Source organism: Agarivorans sp. Z349TD_8 (genome assembly GCF_050870825.2).
Classification (GTDB): Bacteria; Pseudomonadota; Gammaproteobacteria; order Enterobacterales; family Celerinatantimonadaceae; genus Agarivorans.
Genome location: NZ_CP194037.2, coordinates 3317031 through 3334005 on the forward strand (window position 1 = coordinate 3317031; position 16975 = coordinate 3334005).

Genomic DNA, 16975 nt, shown 5'->3' on the forward strand with positions numbered 1-16975 from the left:
ATTCTTATGTTATAGGTAAATGCGCCAATCGCTCCATTCAAGCACTGCATTGCAGTCCCGAGTGCTGTATTGGAAAGTCCAGCCTTTGGACGATCCCATTGCTACCAATGCCTTGACCTTCTGCCCAGGAGCATTGCCCACGCAGAATATTGCTCAAGGCACGTAACCATTCGCCGTGACCGACGATGATAATGTCGTGTTGCTCAGCGAAAGGGGCCAGAGAGGCTAAGAAAGAATGAATTCTCGCCGCAAAATCAGCTTCCGACTCGAGCCCGGCCACACCCTGCATTTGTCGTTGATAACGTTGCTGGTAGACTCGCCACTGCTCACTTAAGTGCTGATTTTGATCGATCACCTCACCCTGTAGTTCACCAAAACAGCGTTCGCGAAGCCGCACATCAACGCTTGGTTTCAAGCCTAAACGCTTTCCCAATAGCTGAGCGCTGTGATAAGCGCGAGCTAAATCGCTGCAAAACAACAACGGCAGATGACAAGCGGGCAAAGGCAGCGTAAGCAATTGCTGCAGCGCTTGCTCGGTTAAGGGGCTATCCAGCCAGCCTTGGATGCGCCGCTGCGCATTCCACTGCGTTTGACCGTGGCGGATCAATATAAGGCTCACAACTCCCCCTTAAAGATACTGGCAACTAACTGAGGATTATAGGGAAAGTACCAATGAATATAAGAGGCTATCAACTTTTCTTGCTGCCACACCGGATCCATCTCGCGGCCCGATTGGGCAATCGGCGTGCATAATACCCACTGCTGCGACTGGGTTTTAGAATAATGAAAACTGTGACCGCGCAGTTTTTGACCGGAAAAATCAGCTTCCACCAGACCTAAGGCGCATAGCCTATCCTGCATTTGCGCCGTGGCATCCAGCACCCCACAGAGCTCGGCGCTCACCCCATCGACATCACTTAGACTTCGATTGAGATAAAGCATACCGCCGCATTCTGCCAAAATCGGCTTGCTCTGGGCATGCAGTCTGATCTGCTGCATCAATACTTGGTTGGCCTGTAAGGCTTGCAGATGTAACTCAGGATAACCGCCGGGCAAATACAGCGCATCGCAGAGTGGGAGTTCATCACCTGCAATGGGCGAGAAAAATACTAAGTGAGCGCCCAGTTGCTGCAATACATCTAAATTCGCCTGATAGATGAAACTAAAAGCCTTATCGCGAGCAATCGCGATGGTGCAGTTGACCAATAAGAGGGGCAAAGGTTCTGCCTGGGGGGCCTGTAAGGCGACAGGGGGAGGCAACTTGAGCTTGGCGGTTTCGGCGAGCATCGCGGCGGCCAAATCCAATCGTTGATCGAGATCGGCCAACTCTTCGGCTTGCACTAAACCTAAATGACGCTCTGGCAAGGTAAGCCCTGAATTTTTTTGCAGATAACCACAAAATGTCAATGAATCGGCCAAGGCATCTTTAAGCATTTGTGCATGACCCGCAGAACCAACCCGATTGGCAAACACGCCATACATTGCAACATCCTGACGATAATGACTCAGACCAAAGGCGATCGCCGCAAAGGTTTGTGCCATAGCGGCGGCGTCGATTACCGCCAGCACAGGGATCCCCAACACAGCTGCAATATCGGCGCTGGAACATTGGCCATCAAACATGCCCATCACCCCTTCAATCAGGATCAAATCGGCCTGTTGCGCAGCCTCGGCCACCAGAGCTTTACAGTGGGCTTCACCGCACATCCAAAAATCCAACTGATACACAGGCTGCCCGCTGGCAAAGGCCAAAAAGTTAGGATCAATAAAATCGGGGCCAGTTTTAAATACTCGTACGGTTTTACCCAAGTTAGTAAAATACCGGGCGATGGCCGCAACCACCGTGGTTTTACCACTGCCCGAACTAGGCGCGGCGACCACTAAGGCCGGACATAGGTGTTGTTGCTTAGGCAATGTTAACTCCAGTGGCTTGTGGAACGCTGGGAGCGACTGGAGATGAAAAATCAAACTCTGGCCACAGCTTTTGTAAATCGAGATGCTGTTCTATGGCATCAGCCACCCGGTTAATGCCCTGCTCGCGCAGCGCCTCAAAATCCAGCCCCTTGGCATCGCTTAAACCAGCCCAGCGTAAAATGGCGGCACAGGCTTCGCTGGATTCAAAGATGCCATGTAAATAAGTTGCAAACACCTGTTGCTCCATTCCAAATGCACCGTCGGGGCCAGAGTCTAAACTCAGCGGTGCCTGAGGACCAATCCCCGAGGTGCGGCCAGCATGGATTTCATATCCAAATACTGCTACGGATTCGGCCCCTGGCATCGTCAGAATACCCTTGCTACGCCGCAGCTGCTTGTTGTTCTGCAATTCAGTTTGTAAAGGCAAATATCCCAAACCTTCGCTTTCACCCGCAACGCCCTCGATACCGAGAGGATCCGCAATCACTTCCCCCAACATCTGCAAACCACCACAAATTCCCATCAACTTACCGCCAAACCGCAAATGCCGCTCGATTTGCTTATCCCAGCCTTGGTCGCGTAAAAATGCCAAATCACTGCGAACACTCTTCGAACCGGGCAAGATAATTAAATCCGCAGCTGGCAAGGGTTGATGTTTAGCGACAAACACCAGATCCACATTGGGGTGTAAGCGCAATGGATCAAAGTCAGTGTGATTGCTAATGCGCGGTAAAATCGGCACCACTACCTTCAAGGGATGTTCCGCCTGTTTCAGCTGATTCACATTAATTGCATCTTCAGCTTCCAGCATCAAACCATGTAAATAAGGCAATACGCCTAATACTGGCTTGCCCGTTGTCTGCTCCAGCCATTGTAAACCGCTCTCCAATAAGGCTTTATCACCGCGAAAGCGATTAATCACAAAGCCCACCACCTGCGCCTGTTCCGCCTCGGTGAGTAATGCAAGAGTACCGTACAAATGCGCAAATACCCCGCCGCGATCGATATCAGCCACAATAATCACCGGCACATTGGCGGCTTGAGCAAAGCCCATATTGGCAATGTCATGCTCACGCAAGTTGATCTCGGCTGGGCTTCCCGCGCCTTCAATGAGTACGCTTTGATATTTCGCCTGTAAACGAGCAAAAGACTCCAACACATACTTCATCGCCTTAGGTTTATAGGCATGATAAGACACTGCATCCATCTCCGCATGCGCCTTACCATGAATAATCACCTGCGCCCCCACATCAGTATTGGGCTTCAGTAAAATCGGATTCATATCGGTGCTTGGCTCAATACCGCAAGCATAAGCCTGTACCGCTTGGGCGCGGCCTATTTCGCCATGGTCGATGGTAACCGCACTATTCAAAGCCATATTCTGTGGCTTAAAAGGCGCAACCTGAACGCCCCTGCGTGCCAGTACGCGACACAAACCGGCCACCAGCACCGATTTACCCGCATCTGAAGTCGTGCCTTGAACCATCAGGGCTTTAGTGCATGCTTGCATGAGCGGATCCTTGTTGCTGTTGTTGCGGTTTCAACCATGGCGTCACCGCACTATCGAGGCTGGCGAGTAGCTGTTGTGGCTTAATTGCCTGCTGCTCGGCAAATACCAAACAAGCGCCTAAACCACAGCCTTCAATCACGTAGCCTCTTTCATACATTTGCAATGCCTTAAACTTCGAGCCATCAAAACGTAGTTCGGGAGTCAATACACGACAATTCGCAGGCAGTGCCGCGGCGATAATTTGCGAATCACCGGAGGCCATCACCCAGCGCGTAGTGGCAATGCTCAATTGTTTATCACGAAGTTGATGTTGCATGGCAATCACTGGTGCAAACATCATCACGCCTCCGGCAAAGTCGAGACGAACTAACTCCGAATCGAGTAATGCACAACAGGCTCGCTGAATGGGATCCGACCATTGTAAACTAGCCACATAAGGCTCCACCGCCAGCGGCAGTTGTGCGGTCTGACTCAGCAGAGATTCAATCAATTGTTCTTTTACTCGCAACTTTTCCGGATCTTTGGTACTCCCAGCAAAACTCAAGACTTGACCCAACCAACGTCGTAGCCAAAGGCTGGCAAAGCTAGTGCCTCCTATTCCTGACTCGGCGATCAGATGCCGCTCGCCCGCTGCCGCCTGACGTTTCAACTCAGGAATCAACTGTTGTTGCATCAGCTGTTGCTCTGCACCCAGCGCACAGTGATGCACCACCAGGTGATCAACCATGCTGCCATTAAAATCAGGTTCATGCTCCAGCCCTAATTGATAACAATGCAGTCGAATTTTATAACCTTTGGCCTGCAGGGCGCGAAATATTCCATGAACCAAAATCGCCGGAGTCACCGAGCCGTTGGCCAATTCCGGAGAAGGCAAAAATTGGCCATCCAGTAAGGTATTCGCCTGACCACAGGCAATCAACTCGGTATCGCGCGAGGGGTGCAATTGCATCAGCCCGTCACCTGCGCCCGCGTCACTAATCTGATGTAGGTTTGGGATCGGAGCAACCGAGTTTAAAGTTATAAAATTCAACCACATAATATTCATCCTTTGAGATGCATGGGAAGGCCAGCGGTGACCAACGTCACCTTGTTTACTTGGGCTGCAATCGCTTGATGTAGCCAGCCAGCTTGATCCACAAAACGACGCGACTGCTCGCCCATCGGCACAATGCCACAACCCACTTCGTTGCTAACTAAAATCACTTGTCCGGGAAGTTCGGCCAAGCTGGTCAGTAAACTTTGCTTACGCTCGGGCCATTGCACCGGGTCAAACTCAAACAGGCAATTGCTCAACCACAGGGTTAAACAATCCACCAAAATGCAATTATCGGCGCGGCTATGGGCGAGTAATGCCTCGGGCAATGCAACTGGCTCTTCAATCACTTGCCAGTGGGCTGGGCGCTGCTGTTGATGCATTGCCACCCGCTGCGCCATCTCCGGATCACGCACCTGAGAGGTGGCAAGATAAATCACGCTTTTGCCCGATAGCTGCGCCTGTTGCTCGGCGTAAGCACTTTTCCCGGAACGGGCACCGCCCAAAACTAGTTCAATCCGATTCGCCATCGCTGGTCTCCTTGATGGCGCGGCTTAACTGTTGCAACGCCTTGGTTAATTTTGTCCAATCAGCCTCACTGGCGGGTAAACCAAAGCGCAGCGCATCCCCTTCGTCACATAAACGGGTGTAAATTTGGGCTTCACAGAGTTGCCTATGCCAGTCACTCGCTTGCACCAGATAAGCGCTGGTAAATAGCTGGCTGCCCGCCAGCCGACAGTTTAAATATTTCGCTAATAATTGATTAAGGCGCTGCGAGGCTGCGCCTAACGCACGCTTGGTTTGCTGCTGCCAGGGTTTATCGAGCAGTGCCTGTTGTACCACCCAGCGACAAGGACCTGCCACCGTCCAAGGACCCAGCCGATCTGCCAACGCTACCTGCATGGCCAGCTCGGCAAATACAAAACCAACCCGTGCCCCTGCTAAACCAAAAAATTTACCTACCGAGCGCAGCACCACCAGATGCGATAAATCCAGCTCAGGGTGCAATAACGAGCACTGCGGTGTGCAATCCATAAAGGCTTCGTCCACCAGTAAATACCCGCCTCTGGCAGCCAGATGCTGGCGCAACTCAAGCAGTTGCTGCACCGAATAACGCTCCCCGCTTGGGTTATTGGGATGGATCACCACCAGTACATCGCTGCGAGCCACCAGCTGCGGGCTAGGGAAATCATCATAAAACATCAACTCGCACCCGCCGCACTGTTGCCAAGCATGTTGGTGCTCTTTATAGCCAACTCTAGGCAAGGCCACCACGGCCTTGGAACACTCGAGACGCGCCAAAATAATACTCGGCAAGGCCATAATCGCCGCCTGAGAGCCAGCAACCGCCAGCGGTTTAAACGGCGCATTATAATAACGACGAGCGGCCTGTTCTAAACCGTCATCGATTTGCGGCAAATGCTGCCAAACCTCGGCAGGCAGGCTGCCCACCGGATAGGCAAAAGGGCTCACCCCAGTGGAAAGATCCAGCCAGTCGGTCAATGCTCCGCCGTAACGAGCCACCTGCTCACGCAAATTCCCACCATGCTGTGGCGCGACTGCCTTCATTCTCTGCTCCTCAATCAAGTCATCCCCTCAAACTTCCGTTCACCAAAAACTCAATCAACTCAAGCAATCGACTCACTCAATCAACTCATCAATTAACCAACGCCAAGCCCAAAGCTCAGCAGGCCAATAGCCAAATCAACCACACCAGCGCTAAGCCAATGCAGCCCCTTTCAACCAAGGCAATCGCCCTTGGAATTGCCTGTAGCGGTGATAAAGGCCCATGCCCCATCGGCGGCTTTTGGTGCAGCACGCCATGATAATAGGTGGGACCACCAATACTGATCCCCAAAGCGCCAGCTCCGCTGGTCATGGTGACGCCTCCATTGGGGCTGGCACAATGCCGAGCCTGCTGTAGCCAGCACTGTAGCGCCAATTTGAAATCGCCCTGAACCGCATAGCTCAGCGCAGTGAGCCGTGCGGGCAGCCATGCCAGTAGATCATCGAGTCTGGCACTCACATAACCAAACTCTAAATACTGAGAGGTTTTATAGCCCCACATCGCATCCAAGGTATTGGCTAAGCGAAATAACAACGCACCAGGTGCGCCCAAGAGCACAAACCAAAGCATCGGTGCGATCACCGCATCATTCCCATTTTCCAGCACCGATTCGATGGTCGATGAGCTAATCGCAGTGGCATCCATACGCTCGGTATCACGACTCACGATTTGCGCCAACTGATACCGCGCCTGCGCCATATCGCCCTGCTGTAAAGGCCGATAAATCTGTTGGGCATGTTCACTTAAGCTACGGCCACCCATACTTAAATAGAGGATCAGGCTGCTGGCGACAAACCACGCCAAAGGCGAGCGCACCAACAGCCAATGACAAGCGCCAAAGCATAGCAATACCGGCGGCAGCACCGCGAAGCTCCAAGCCAAAGCACCTTGTTGTTTTTCACTCAAGCAAACCATCGCGCGACAGCGCCGCTCAATGTATTGCGCCAAATTGCCAAACACGACCAAGGGATGACCACGGCTAGGCTCGCCTAGGGCTTTATCTAAACCCAGCGCCAGCAGTAAGGCCAATGCGCCAGCTAAACTTCGATCGGCGAGGAGCGCTTCAAGCCACATCGGCGGCCTCGTATACCAAGGCCTCGGGTAAATCAAACAGGCTCAGCGCTTCGGCTTCACCAAGTACATGGCCTTGCTGAGCAGCCCAATCCCGGACCCGCTCATTCAAGGCGATCAACTTGGCTCCTTGCAGGGCCTCGGCATGATGTTTATAGAGCGAGGCGGCAATCGCACTATCTTCCACCAATAACCAGTCAACCGACGGCAATGGATAAGCCAAGGCTTGACTCAATCGCTGACCAATATTGTGGTAACGACTGTTAGGATCTCGCTCCAAGGCATCCAGCGTTAAGATCAATGCATGTTCCGACAGTACTGCGGGGGCAATCCCCAATGCTTCTAAAGCCCGACAAACCGCTGGATCATCACTCCCCATTGGCATCCTAAATTGACGAATATCCCGCTGCTGCTGTTTTAAGCTCTGCCACCACAGTTTAAAACTACTTAGGTCGGCAAATCCCAGCTCCACTTGATTGGCAAAAAATCGCCAATCTTCAGCATGAATGCTCGACTCGCAAGGTAAACTATCCACCTGAATCACCTCTGCCCCAAGCTCGGAAATCGCCTGCTGTTGTGGGTAGTCACCACACAGCAGCACTCTTGAGCCAAACAAGGGCAAACGAGCACACCAGTCAAATTCCTTGGCTTGGGCAACCACTTCTCCAACAATCACTAAAGCAGGGCCAGCCTGTTGTAAGCCTGCGACTTTATCGGCGATACTCGCCAGCGTCGCCACAACACAGTGATGGTCGGCACTAGTCGCCGAAAATATCAGCGCGATCGGCGTCTCTGGCGAGCGTCCCTGACGAATAAAATTCTGCACATGTTTGGCCAATTGTTTAGCCCCCATATACAACACCAGAGTGCCGCCGTCTTGTCCAAGCGCACCCCAAGAAGCAATGCTATCACTAGATTTATGACCACTCACAAAGGTCACACTCGAAGCGATCCCGCCACTGGTTAAAGGAAAGCCAGAATAGGCAGCAGCACCTAAAGCAGCGGTGATGCCGGGCACTAACTCGTAGTCAATCTGATGAGCTTCCAAATCGCGGCATTCTTCGGTCATTCGACCAAAAATACAAGGGTCGCCCGCTTTTAAACGCGCCACTCGTTTACCTGAATGGGCGAAAGCCAATACATCGGGATGCATCCCGTAATCAATATGACAGCCCTGATAGCCACGATAGCCCACCTGATAGAGCTGCACATGCGCAGGCACCACCGATAATATGGCGGCACTCACCAGTTTGTCGTAGCACACCACATCACAATCACTGAGTAGTTGTTTGGCGCGACAGGTGAGTAGGCCGGGATCGCCGGGACCCGCACCAATTAGATAAACTTTACCCTTACTCATCGAAAGCCTCCTCGCTTAACGGCGCAATGCTTGCCTGACGGCAGGCGTGGGAAAAACTGGGGTCATATAACTTTGAATCGACAAAATCATCGATGGCCAAAACCTTGCTCACGATGATCATCGCTGTGGAACGGATCTTCGCCTGATGCATCTTGTCGGCAATATCGGCCAGCGTACCCCGAATGATCCGTTGCTCTGGATGTGAGGCCTTTTCAACCACCGCCACTGGCCAGCTCAAGGGATAAACTTCACTCAATTCACGGACCACCTTACGGATCAAAGTTGCGCTGAGAAACAAACACAGGGTGGCTTCGTGCTGCGCCAAAGATTTAAGGTTTTCCTTCTCCGGCACCGGAGTGCGCCCCGACATGCGGCTTAGAATAATGGTTTGGCACTGCTCAGGCAGGGTCAGTTCCTGACCGAGCGCAGCGGCGGATGCTTGAAACGAAGACACTCCCGGCACCACCTGCCAATCAATCTCCAGCGCATCCAAACGGCGAACCTGCTCGGCCAGCGAAGAATAAATCGATAGGTCGCCAGTTTGCACTCTGGCCACATCCTTGCCTTGCTGCTTCGCCTCAAGGTAAACCTGAGTGATAGCATCCAGATCCATATCTGCAGAATTCAAAACTAAAGCGTCGACGCGCGCACGCTCAATCACCGCTTTGGGCACTAAACTGCCGGTATACAGCACCACTGGACAAGTCTCGACCAACTTCGCGCCTTTCACCGTAATCAGATCCGGGTCACCGGGCCCCGCACCAATAAAAAATACCGTCATCACTGTTCCTCTTGTCGCTGCTGTAGTGCCCGCCCAGGCGTTTGTCCGTCTCGGGTTTCACCATCTTGCAAGGTATATTTGTTGTCGTAACCACGCGGGGTTACGATCCAATCTTTAAAACGAAAACTGCTATTATTGCCAACAATCACCGCAGCGTTCATGGCAAACTCTAAGTCAGTAAATTTGTCCAAAGTCGATAATTGCACCGACTGCTCTGGGCGATAAGCCGCATTCACAATCGCCACCGGGGTTTTGGGGTGACGGTGTTGCAGCAAAATTTGCTGTGCTTCAACAATCTGTTGCTGGCGCTTACGTGAACGTGGGTTATAAAAAGTAATCGCAAAGTCGGCAAGTGCCGCCGCTTCAATGCGCTTCACAATGACTGGCCAGGGGGTGAGTAAGTCCGATAAGGAAATAGTGCAACTATCGTGGCCCAATGGGGCTCCGACTAAAGAAGCGCAGGCATTGGCGGCGGTAATTCCGGGCACAATTTCCAGCTCAATATTAAGATCGTTGGTGCTCACTAACTCGAGGATCAGCGGCGCCATGGCGTACATCCCCGCGTCACCCGAACAAACCATCGCCACATTGTGACCTAACTGCACTTGCGATATCGCGGCATCGGCACGCTGCCACTCTTTAGTCATACCACTGCGTACAATGGTTTGCTGACCCAATAAGGGCTGAATCAATTTGATGTACAAGCCGTAACCCACCACCACGTCAACCGACCGAATCACCTGCTGGGCCTTCACCGACATCAAATCTAAGCTGCCAGGGCCTAAACCCACTAAATATAACTTAGCCAAAAGCTTGCTCCTGCTTTGCCAACTTCATTTGAAGTGGTCTTTTGAACCCATATTTGATTAACATGCAGCGACTCCCGATTGTCGCTCAAGGATATCTTCAACGGCGGCAAAATGTTCCACGGAAAATAACGCCCGCAAAGGCCGATCCTCGGCCAAGGCTTGAAATAGCGTTTTCCATTGCGCCTCAGAAAACTGTTCAATATTTTTTAACCATAAAGCGTGATTGGCCTGACTGGCCGGATCCACATGGCGTTGATAAATCACCATAGTGGCACGCTGTCGACAAGCACCAACGCAATGGCTACGACTGATTTTGATCCGCTGTTCACCACTGGCCAAACCCATCGTCTTCAGAATAGCGCGCAAGTCGTGGGCTAAAGATTGACTGCCGGCCTTGGCGCAACGACTACCTTCACATAAAAAGATATGTTGACGGTGATGCAACATTGGACGATTTAAGTCGACATGCTCAGGCTTGCAGCGGCAGCCTTCAACAACCGGATTACCATGCGCGTTCAGTTTAGGCTCTGCGCCATGGCGCGCTTGGCCAAACCAATTTTTCCGTTGTTGTTGCTTAAGCGGTTCACTAAAGCGCAAGCGGCAACAGGCTAAGGTAAGATTATATCCCTGCTGAGTGAACACCCACTTACTAACAAGTAGTTGCTCACTCTGGGCCTGGCGTAATGCCGCAGCTTCGGCGACCGAATCACTTCCGGTGATTTTTTTCACATAGGCTGAAGGATTTTCCACCCCAGCTAAACCATCAAGCTGGGGAGCCGGATAAGTCACAAACGGCCACTGTCGCTTAGCCGATAAGGCGAGCAAGGCCGACTCATCGGCTTTGAGGTCGATGCTGGCAAACCCCGCCACCGAATCCAGACTCAGATGAAACTGTTGGCTAAACTGCGCAAGCCCGGCCTCAATGACCGCCAATGGCGTGTTTCGGTCACAACCAATGCCCAAGACCAGCGACTTTGGCCGCCATAACACCAGCTTATCTTGCCAACCCGCAACAATAGGGCTTAAGTCATCACTGATTAACACTGCCCCGTGAAAGTCCGCTGCCGACAAATCGTCAAGTTTGCTGTGACAAATCAAATGAGCAGGCATCCGTTTCTCGAAGGTCCACCAGCGTTTATCACCCGCTTGTTGCACGATTGCCACTGGCTGCTGATTCACCACCGCCGCAGAAACACGAGTAATTGAGGCCTCGCATGTCGGGTCGAGCTGCCAAGCAAAGGGCGCACCCAACATATCCACCGCAAGGGTTTCAGACACATCGGAGGCGGTGGTTAATACTGGCTGCGCCTTCAGTACATAAGCGATACGTTCGGCCAGTTGATTGGCCCCTCCTCGATGCCCCGATAACAGCGGGATCACAAAATTAGCCTGCTCATCAATACACAGCACCGCAGGATCGTGGCGTTTATCCTGGATCAAGGGTGCAATCACTCGGCTTACAATGCCGGTCGCACAAATGAAAATATGTCCATCATAGTCTGCAAAACGTTCACTGAGCGCTTGGCTCAAGGGAAACGACAAGGGGTTCACCCGCTCTGGCGTGGCGTCAAACAGCTCTAAACCCACCGCAGAGATAAATAGCTCGGCAAAGGGTAAGTGCTTGGCAAGCCGACGGGCTTGCTTGGCGCCGTTTAAGGTAATGGCGTAAATGGCTAGTTTCATCAGATCTCAGGCCACCGCAATATGTTTCGAAGCGCCATCCGGGTGGCGCAATACGCCACGACGCGAACGAATGGAAATCTGTACCATCGAGAAGTAGCGATGCTCGGTGGGTACCTCATCGAGTCGATGATAAATTTCTTGCTGCTCACTACTGGCATGAGACACGTAGGTGGCCGCATCCTCCAAACCCAGCAGTTTTAACTTGGCTGATAACTGGCTAATCATTCGTCCCGCTTTAATCAGAATAATCGTGTCGAATTCTTCTACTAAGCTAGCTAAACACTCGATGCCATAGGTGGCGGGAACCACACAAAAACGCTCTTGACCATCGGCTAAAGGAATTTTGGTGGCTGCGGGCACCGCAGTAATCGAGGTAATCCCGGGCACAATCACCGGTTCCAAGCTCGGGGCAAGCTCCGCCAGCTCTTCCTGAATGTAGGCCCAGGTGCTATACACCGATGGGTCGCCTTCGGTGACAAAAACCACCGACTTGCCCTGCTGCAAGTACCCAAGAATTTGCTCGGCCGCCGCTTGCCAGGCGGGCACATTTTGCAAGGGGTCACGGGTCATCGGAAAATGTAAAAAGCAGGCTTCACCATGGAGTTCGTCTTCACTGACCGCGCCACCGACAATTTGCCAGGCGAAGGAGTCAGCCTTACCCTTGGTTTTTTCTGGGATGGCAATGATATCCGCCTGTTTGATTAAACGAACCGCCTTCAAAGTGAGTAACTCACTGTCGCCGGTACCCACGCCAACGGCGTAGAGTTGGCCGTAATGATGATGTTTTGCTTGATTCACAATAGGTCTCCTGACACTGGTTTGCTAATCGAAAATAAATGAATAGGATTTTCCGCCTGATAGCGCTGATAGTTAGCCAGCGGCTGCGTTTGCGCCACGTTCACCAACTGCACCTGAAACCTCAGATTTTGCTGTTTTCCCCACTGGTAAAGTTCTGCCACGGTGTCCAAGGTAACCGCCGAAATCAGTAGTCGACCCTGTGGCTTCAGCACCTGCCAACAATGGTCGAGGATCAACTGCATTTGCCCACGACTACCACCAATAAAAATCGCATCGGGTGGGGCTAAATCTTGCAGCGCCTGCGGTGCTTTAGCTTGCACCAAACAAACATTATCGGTGCTATGAGCGTGTATATTGTGTTCAATGCCGGCATAACACTCGGGATTAGATTCAATCGCAAATACCTGGCCCTGCCAGCAAAATTTTGCCGCTTCGATAGCGATAGAACCGGAGCCTGCACCGATATCCCAGACCGTATCTGCGGGACGAATTCTCATTGCAGCCAGCGCCAAATGACGCACTGGCTGTTTACTAATCAAACCGTGTTGTGGGCTCCGTTTGCTAAAACAACTATCTTCAGAAAACTGGCCATAGCCGCCCCAGACCTGTTCACTTTGCCGCTGCGCGATAATCAGGTTTAAGGGGGAAAACGGCTCGGGGTGGGCGGCTAATTGCGCCACACTAAACTCACTGATCTGTTCATTTACATCCGCTAACTGCTCACACACGCTTAAGCGCCAGTCCGCTTGATTAAACTTGGCTAAGTGCTGAGCAATCACCTGAGGGGTATTTTTATCATCGGTCAAAATCGCAAACAAACTGGCTTGCTGCATTTGACTCACCAAGCCTGCCAGAGCTCGGCCATGGCAGGAAATGAACTGAGCCTGCGACCAAGGCAGTGCCAACTTGGCAAAGGCCAATTGGACCGAGCTTAAGGCCGGAATAAAAGCCAATTCTTCGCGCTTCACTCGTTTGAGTAGCGCATGACCAATCCCGTAAAATAAGGGGTCGCCAGAAGCTAGAATCACCACTGCGCCCTCTTCGCTCTCATCAATTAACTCGTTCAACCATTCACTAAAACCCTGGCTCATATCGAGAAATAGCCCGTCAAATTGCGGAAACCATGCCATATGACGCGGATGCCCCGCCACCACCCGGGCCTGTGCTATCGCATTCACTGCGCGACTGGAAAGGCTAATGCAACCGTCTTCGTTCACCCCGACTACCGTAATGTTATTCATCATCATTACACCGACTGATATAACAAGGCGTGAACCGCAGACACCACAATCGGGCTGCCGCCTTTACGGCCCACACTGGCAATATAAGGCACTTGGTCTTGCTCGATCAGTGCCTGCTTAGATTCCGCCGCCTTCACAAATCCCACCGGGATCCCAATCACCAGCGCAGGCTTTATTTCGCCTTTCTCCACCAAATCAAGCACTTCAAACAGTGCCGTTGGCGCATTCCCAATGGCGATAATGGCACCATCCAATAAACCCAAATCCCGAGCCTTACGCATCGCCCAGACGGCACGGGTATCGCCATGTTGTTTGGCGCTGGTAATCACCCCTTTGTCGCTAATAAAGCAATACATTTGATTTTGATAAACCGATAAACGTTGCTCACTAATTCCCGAGCTAATCATCGATACATCACTCACAATTGGGCAACCTTGTTTGAGCGCATTCACCCCCGAGACAATGGCATCAGCGCTAAACTTAAACAATTGAGCAAACTCAAAATCTCCAGTGGTATGGATGGCACGCCGCACCACTGGCCACTGGCTGTCGCTGAAGGAATGTCCGCCATGAATTTGGGCGATTTCGCGATCGATAATCGCGAACGAGTCATTCTCTATTTCATGACCACGAGCGGTCATCTGTTGCATTCTATCCATCGGCCGAGATTCCTTTACTACTTTAAATTTTTTAAACGGTTCGGTATGCCCCAGTGGGCGACCATCAAAATCAATCAGCATCAGCTCGATGCGCAATTGTTGAGCGGTATATTGTTGGGCATGCTGCTGCGCCTGCTGACACATTCTTAGAAAAAAGGGCAGCTTGAGAAATTGTTGTGGGTACTCGTCGCGGATCAACTCGAGCATTTGCCTTGCAGTATTAGCTTTGGCTATCTGCTCAGACAGTGCCAATTTCAAGCCCGATTGCTTGGCCAATTCACTCAAACTCTCAAAATCGATCGCATGGCCAGAGACATGGGTCATCATCCGACCCGAGACCAACTTGGCCATTTTGCCAATCATCGCAACAATGGTGACTTTTTTGACCCGATAACGTTTTGCCGCCCGTAAACCAACCCCAATGAAATCCCCCGCTTGGATAAAAGCCAGGCTAGCTAAATCAGGAAATTGCTGCATCGCTGCCTGTTCAGAGCGACTGCCTGTGGTCAAAATTACATGTGCCGCCTGATGAGTTTTCGCTAACTGAATGGCTTGTCGAACTGAGGCTGCAAAAGCAGAGGTTGAAAAGGGTTTAACCGTGCCACGGGTGCCTAAAATAGAAATACCACCTATCAAACCGAGACGTTGATTAATGGTTTGTTTGGCGGCTTGTTCACCGCCCGGTACCGATATCGTCAACTCTAAACCCAAGGAACCCTGCTGCGCCGCAGCTGAGGGTTGCCATTCCAGCATCGCCATATCGATAATATTTTGCCGGGGTACCGGATTAATTGCCGGTTCACCCACAGCAAGCTCCAAGCCTTCCAGAGTGACCGTTGCAACGCCGCTGCCGCCCCGGATTTGGATCCCCGGTTGACCCGATAAACTCGCGGTACACTGAATTTCTAAACCATGAGTACAGTCGGGATCATCCCCCGCATCCTTAATCACTCCAGCGGTAACATGACTAGAACCACTGAGACTGGCAATGGCAAAACTGACAAATTCACGATTCGGGAGCTGGATTTCGATTTCTGAAACCGGCTGTTGACTGAGTAAACACCTCACCGCAGCGCGTGCGGCGGCTGCCGCACAGGCACCGGTGGTATATCCACCTCTCAGTTCTTTATTACTGGCAGAACGCTTTAATCTAGCCACGGGAGCCCCCCGCAGGATCAATAATAAGCGCCAAATAGTGGTCGTCTCGACCGCAAAAGTAATGGTCGGTGTGATATTGATGGCTTTTTAGGACAAGACTAGCCGATACAACGGCGAACACCGCGTTTAGCATAGACACAAGTATTCCTTCCTCGTTTAACAACCAAGTAAATCGTCATCGATAAATGACGGACACTTAAAAAACAAACAGCACGGAAGGAACTCATGAGAATAATCGTTCACTGAGAAATCCCGCCCAGAATCTTTGAAATACATTTACACCAACTTTTATCATTGAATACTTAGCAGGTTCTGGCTTGTGATCACGAGATCACTTACAGTTGCGGGAACAGCTTAGGAATTGAACCTAATTCACTTTTAACCAAATAAGGACACTGGCACTAAGTATTTTTAAAAAATCCGTTAAGACATATAACCCTCAACAAAACTAAACATTAACAAGCGTTTCACCCTCATGATTTAAACTATTTCTAAATTCTTGAGGGGTTATATTGTAAGCATTTCTAAAAACCTTACAGAAATAGCTAGAGCAGGAGTAACCCAAATTGTGAGCAATCCTAGAAATAGACCAATCGCTATACTGTAGCATTTTTTTAGCACCAATTAGACGCTGCTGATTCACGTATGAATTAAACCCCACACCCATTTCTTTCTTAAACAATTTACTAAAGTAATGTGGACTTAAATAAACATAATCAGCAATATCCTCTAAAGATATATCTTCAAAATAATGGGCTTCAATATAACGAACCGCTTTCTTTATTTTACTATCATAAGAATGATTTGAATCATGCGATTTAAATATATTTTTTATATCATACTTGTCATTAATGACCACAAAATCCAAATGTTTCTTAATTGAATCATCGACCAAAGTTTTTAATAAATCTGCTGCAGAAAATAACTTGGGATAATCTACCGTGATGATTTTTTCATAATCTTCAACTAACTCGGCATTTTGCATCCATTTTTTATCCACTGGTTGAATATCACCCAAAGATACAAAGTTATTCACCCGAACCTGACCACAAAGCACAAAGCCAACTAAGTGCCCATTCACCTCCAGTGGGATTGAAAAATCAGTCAAACCCGCATGACAACGGTAAACACAAGGTTTATTCACCTTAGAAGCTTCTAGACCACCACAACGATCGCTATTCTTACAGCGGGCATATAAATCTGGGTCCTGGCGGATCCGTTGACAAAAATCAGTAAAGTTAAAACTGGCTGACACTTCACGTCCATCAATATCAACCAATACCACCGCCAAGCCCGTTGCATTGGCAAAATCTTGCAGTATTTTATTAATACCTTGAGATTCTAAAAAACTATCTGGTTTCATTGTCTAAGCAACTCCCTGTTTATTTAGA

The 16975-nt window shown here is 50.7% G+C and carries 16 protein-coding genes and 1 riboswitch; all 16 genes read right to left on the reverse strand.

Annotated features, from left to right (window positions below; translation table 11 throughout):
- Positions 1–37: 37 nt before the first annotated feature.
- The 16 genes from ACRRS1_RS14925 to ACRRS1_RS15000 all read right to left on the reverse strand — a co-directional run bounded on the left by ACRRS1_RS14925 (position 38) and on the right by ACRRS1_RS15000 (position 16947).
- Positions 38–619 carry a histidine phosphatase family protein gene (locus tag ACRRS1_RS14925; protein ID WP_432467481.1) on the reverse strand — a complete coding sequence of 194 codons (582 nt, stop codon included), beginning with the start codon at positions 617–619 and terminating at the stop codon, positions 38–40.
- Positions 616–1914 carry a cobyrinate a,c-diamide synthase gene (locus tag ACRRS1_RS14930; RefSeq protein ID WP_432467480.1) on the reverse strand — a complete coding sequence of 433 codons (1299 nt, stop codon included), beginning with the start codon at positions 1912–1914 and terminating at the stop codon, positions 616–618. Before ACRRS1_RS14930 ends, ACRRS1_RS14925 begins: the two co-directional genes overlap by 4 nt.
- Entirely contained in the window at positions 1907–3424 is a 1518-nt protein-coding gene (locus ACRRS1_RS14935; RefSeq protein WP_432467479.1) for a cobyric acid synthase, read from the reverse strand. Before ACRRS1_RS14935 ends, ACRRS1_RS14930 begins: the two co-directional genes overlap by 8 nt.
- Positions 3408–4460 (reverse strand): hypothetical protein, encoded by a 1053-nt coding sequence (locus ACRRS1_RS14940; RefSeq protein WP_432467478.1) that lies wholly within the window; start codon positions 4458–4460, stop codon positions 3408–3410. The genes ACRRS1_RS14935 and ACRRS1_RS14940 overlap by 17 nt, the downstream gene beginning before the upstream one ends.
- Before the next feature lie 5 nt (positions 4461–4465).
- Positions 4466–4987, reverse strand: a complete 522-nt coding sequence (cobU, locus tag ACRRS1_RS14945) for a bifunctional adenosylcobinamide kinase/adenosylcobinamide-phosphate guanylyltransferase (protein WP_432467477.1) — start codon at positions 4985–4987, stop codon at positions 4466–4468.
- Positions 4971–6026, reverse strand: coding sequence for a threonine-phosphate decarboxylase CobD (gene cobD / locus ACRRS1_RS14950; protein WP_432467476.1), 1056 nt, complete (start codon positions 6024–6026; stop codon positions 4971–4973). Before cobD ends, cobU begins: the two co-directional genes overlap by 17 nt.
- Before the next feature lie 115 nt (positions 6027–6141).
- The gene (gene cbiB / locus ACRRS1_RS14955; protein ID WP_432467475.1) at positions 6142–7098 is read right to left on the reverse strand and encodes an adenosylcobinamide-phosphate synthase CbiB; all 957 of its coding nucleotides are present in this window, start codon (positions 7096–7098) and stop codon (positions 6142–6144) included.
- The gene (cobA, locus tag ACRRS1_RS14960; RefSeq protein ID WP_432459766.1) at positions 7088–8455 is read right to left on the reverse strand and encodes a uroporphyrinogen-III C-methyltransferase; all 1368 of its coding nucleotides are present in this window, start codon (positions 8453–8455) and stop codon (positions 7088–7090) included. Before cobA ends, cbiB begins: the two co-directional genes overlap by 11 nt.
- Positions 8448–9236: a precorrin-4 C(11)-methyltransferase gene (gene cobM / locus ACRRS1_RS14965; protein WP_432452390.1), complete on the reverse strand. Its 789-nt coding sequence runs from the start codon at positions 9234–9236 to the stop codon at positions 8448–8450. Before cobM ends, cobA begins: the two co-directional genes overlap by 8 nt.
- On the reverse strand, positions 9236–10045 hold the full coding sequence (cobJ, locus tag ACRRS1_RS14970) for a precorrin-3B C(17)-methyltransferase (protein WP_432452389.1): 810 nt from the start codon (positions 10043–10045) through the stop codon (positions 9236–9238). The genes cobM and cobJ overlap by 1 nt, the downstream gene beginning before the upstream one ends.
- Positions 10046–10102: 57 nt before the next feature.
- The gene (locus ACRRS1_RS14975) at positions 10103–11728 is read right to left on the reverse strand and encodes a cobalamin biosynthesis protein (RefSeq protein ID WP_432467474.1); all 1626 of its coding nucleotides are present in this window, start codon (positions 11726–11728) and stop codon (positions 10103–10105) included.
- A gap of 6 nt (positions 11729–11734) precedes the next feature.
- Positions 11735–12526 carry a precorrin-2 C(20)-methyltransferase gene (cobI, locus tag ACRRS1_RS14980; RefSeq protein ID WP_432467473.1) on the reverse strand — a complete coding sequence of 264 codons (792 nt, stop codon included), beginning with the start codon at positions 12524–12526 and terminating at the stop codon, positions 11735–11737.
- Positions 12523–13773, reverse strand: coding sequence for a precorrin-6y C5,15-methyltransferase (decarboxylating) subunit CbiE (gene cbiE, locus ACRRS1_RS14985; RefSeq protein ID WP_432467472.1), 1251 nt, complete (start codon positions 13771–13773; stop codon positions 12523–12525). Before cbiE ends, cobI begins: the two co-directional genes overlap by 4 nt.
- Positions 13773–15584: a cobalt-precorrin-5B (C(1))-methyltransferase gene (locus ACRRS1_RS14990; protein ID WP_432467471.1), complete on the reverse strand. Its 1812-nt coding sequence runs from the start codon at positions 15582–15584 to the stop codon at positions 13773–13775. Before ACRRS1_RS14990 ends, cbiE begins: the two co-directional genes overlap by 1 nt.
- On the reverse strand, positions 15577–15723 hold the full coding sequence (locus ACRRS1_RS14995) for a hypothetical protein (RefSeq protein ID WP_432467470.1): 147 nt from the start codon (positions 15721–15723) through the stop codon (positions 15577–15579). The genes ACRRS1_RS14990 and ACRRS1_RS14995 overlap by 8 nt, the downstream gene beginning before the upstream one ends.
- A gap of 148 nt (positions 15724–15871) precedes the next feature.
- Positions 15872–16005, reverse strand: a riboswitch (cobalamin riboswitch).
- A gap of 27 nt (positions 16006–16032) precedes the next feature.
- A complete protein-coding gene (locus tag ACRRS1_RS15000) occupies positions 16033–16947 on the reverse strand; it encodes a PocR ligand-binding domain-containing protein (protein WP_432452383.1) in 915 nt (304 codons plus the stop codon).
- Between the last annotated feature and the right edge of the window lie 28 nt (positions 16948–16975).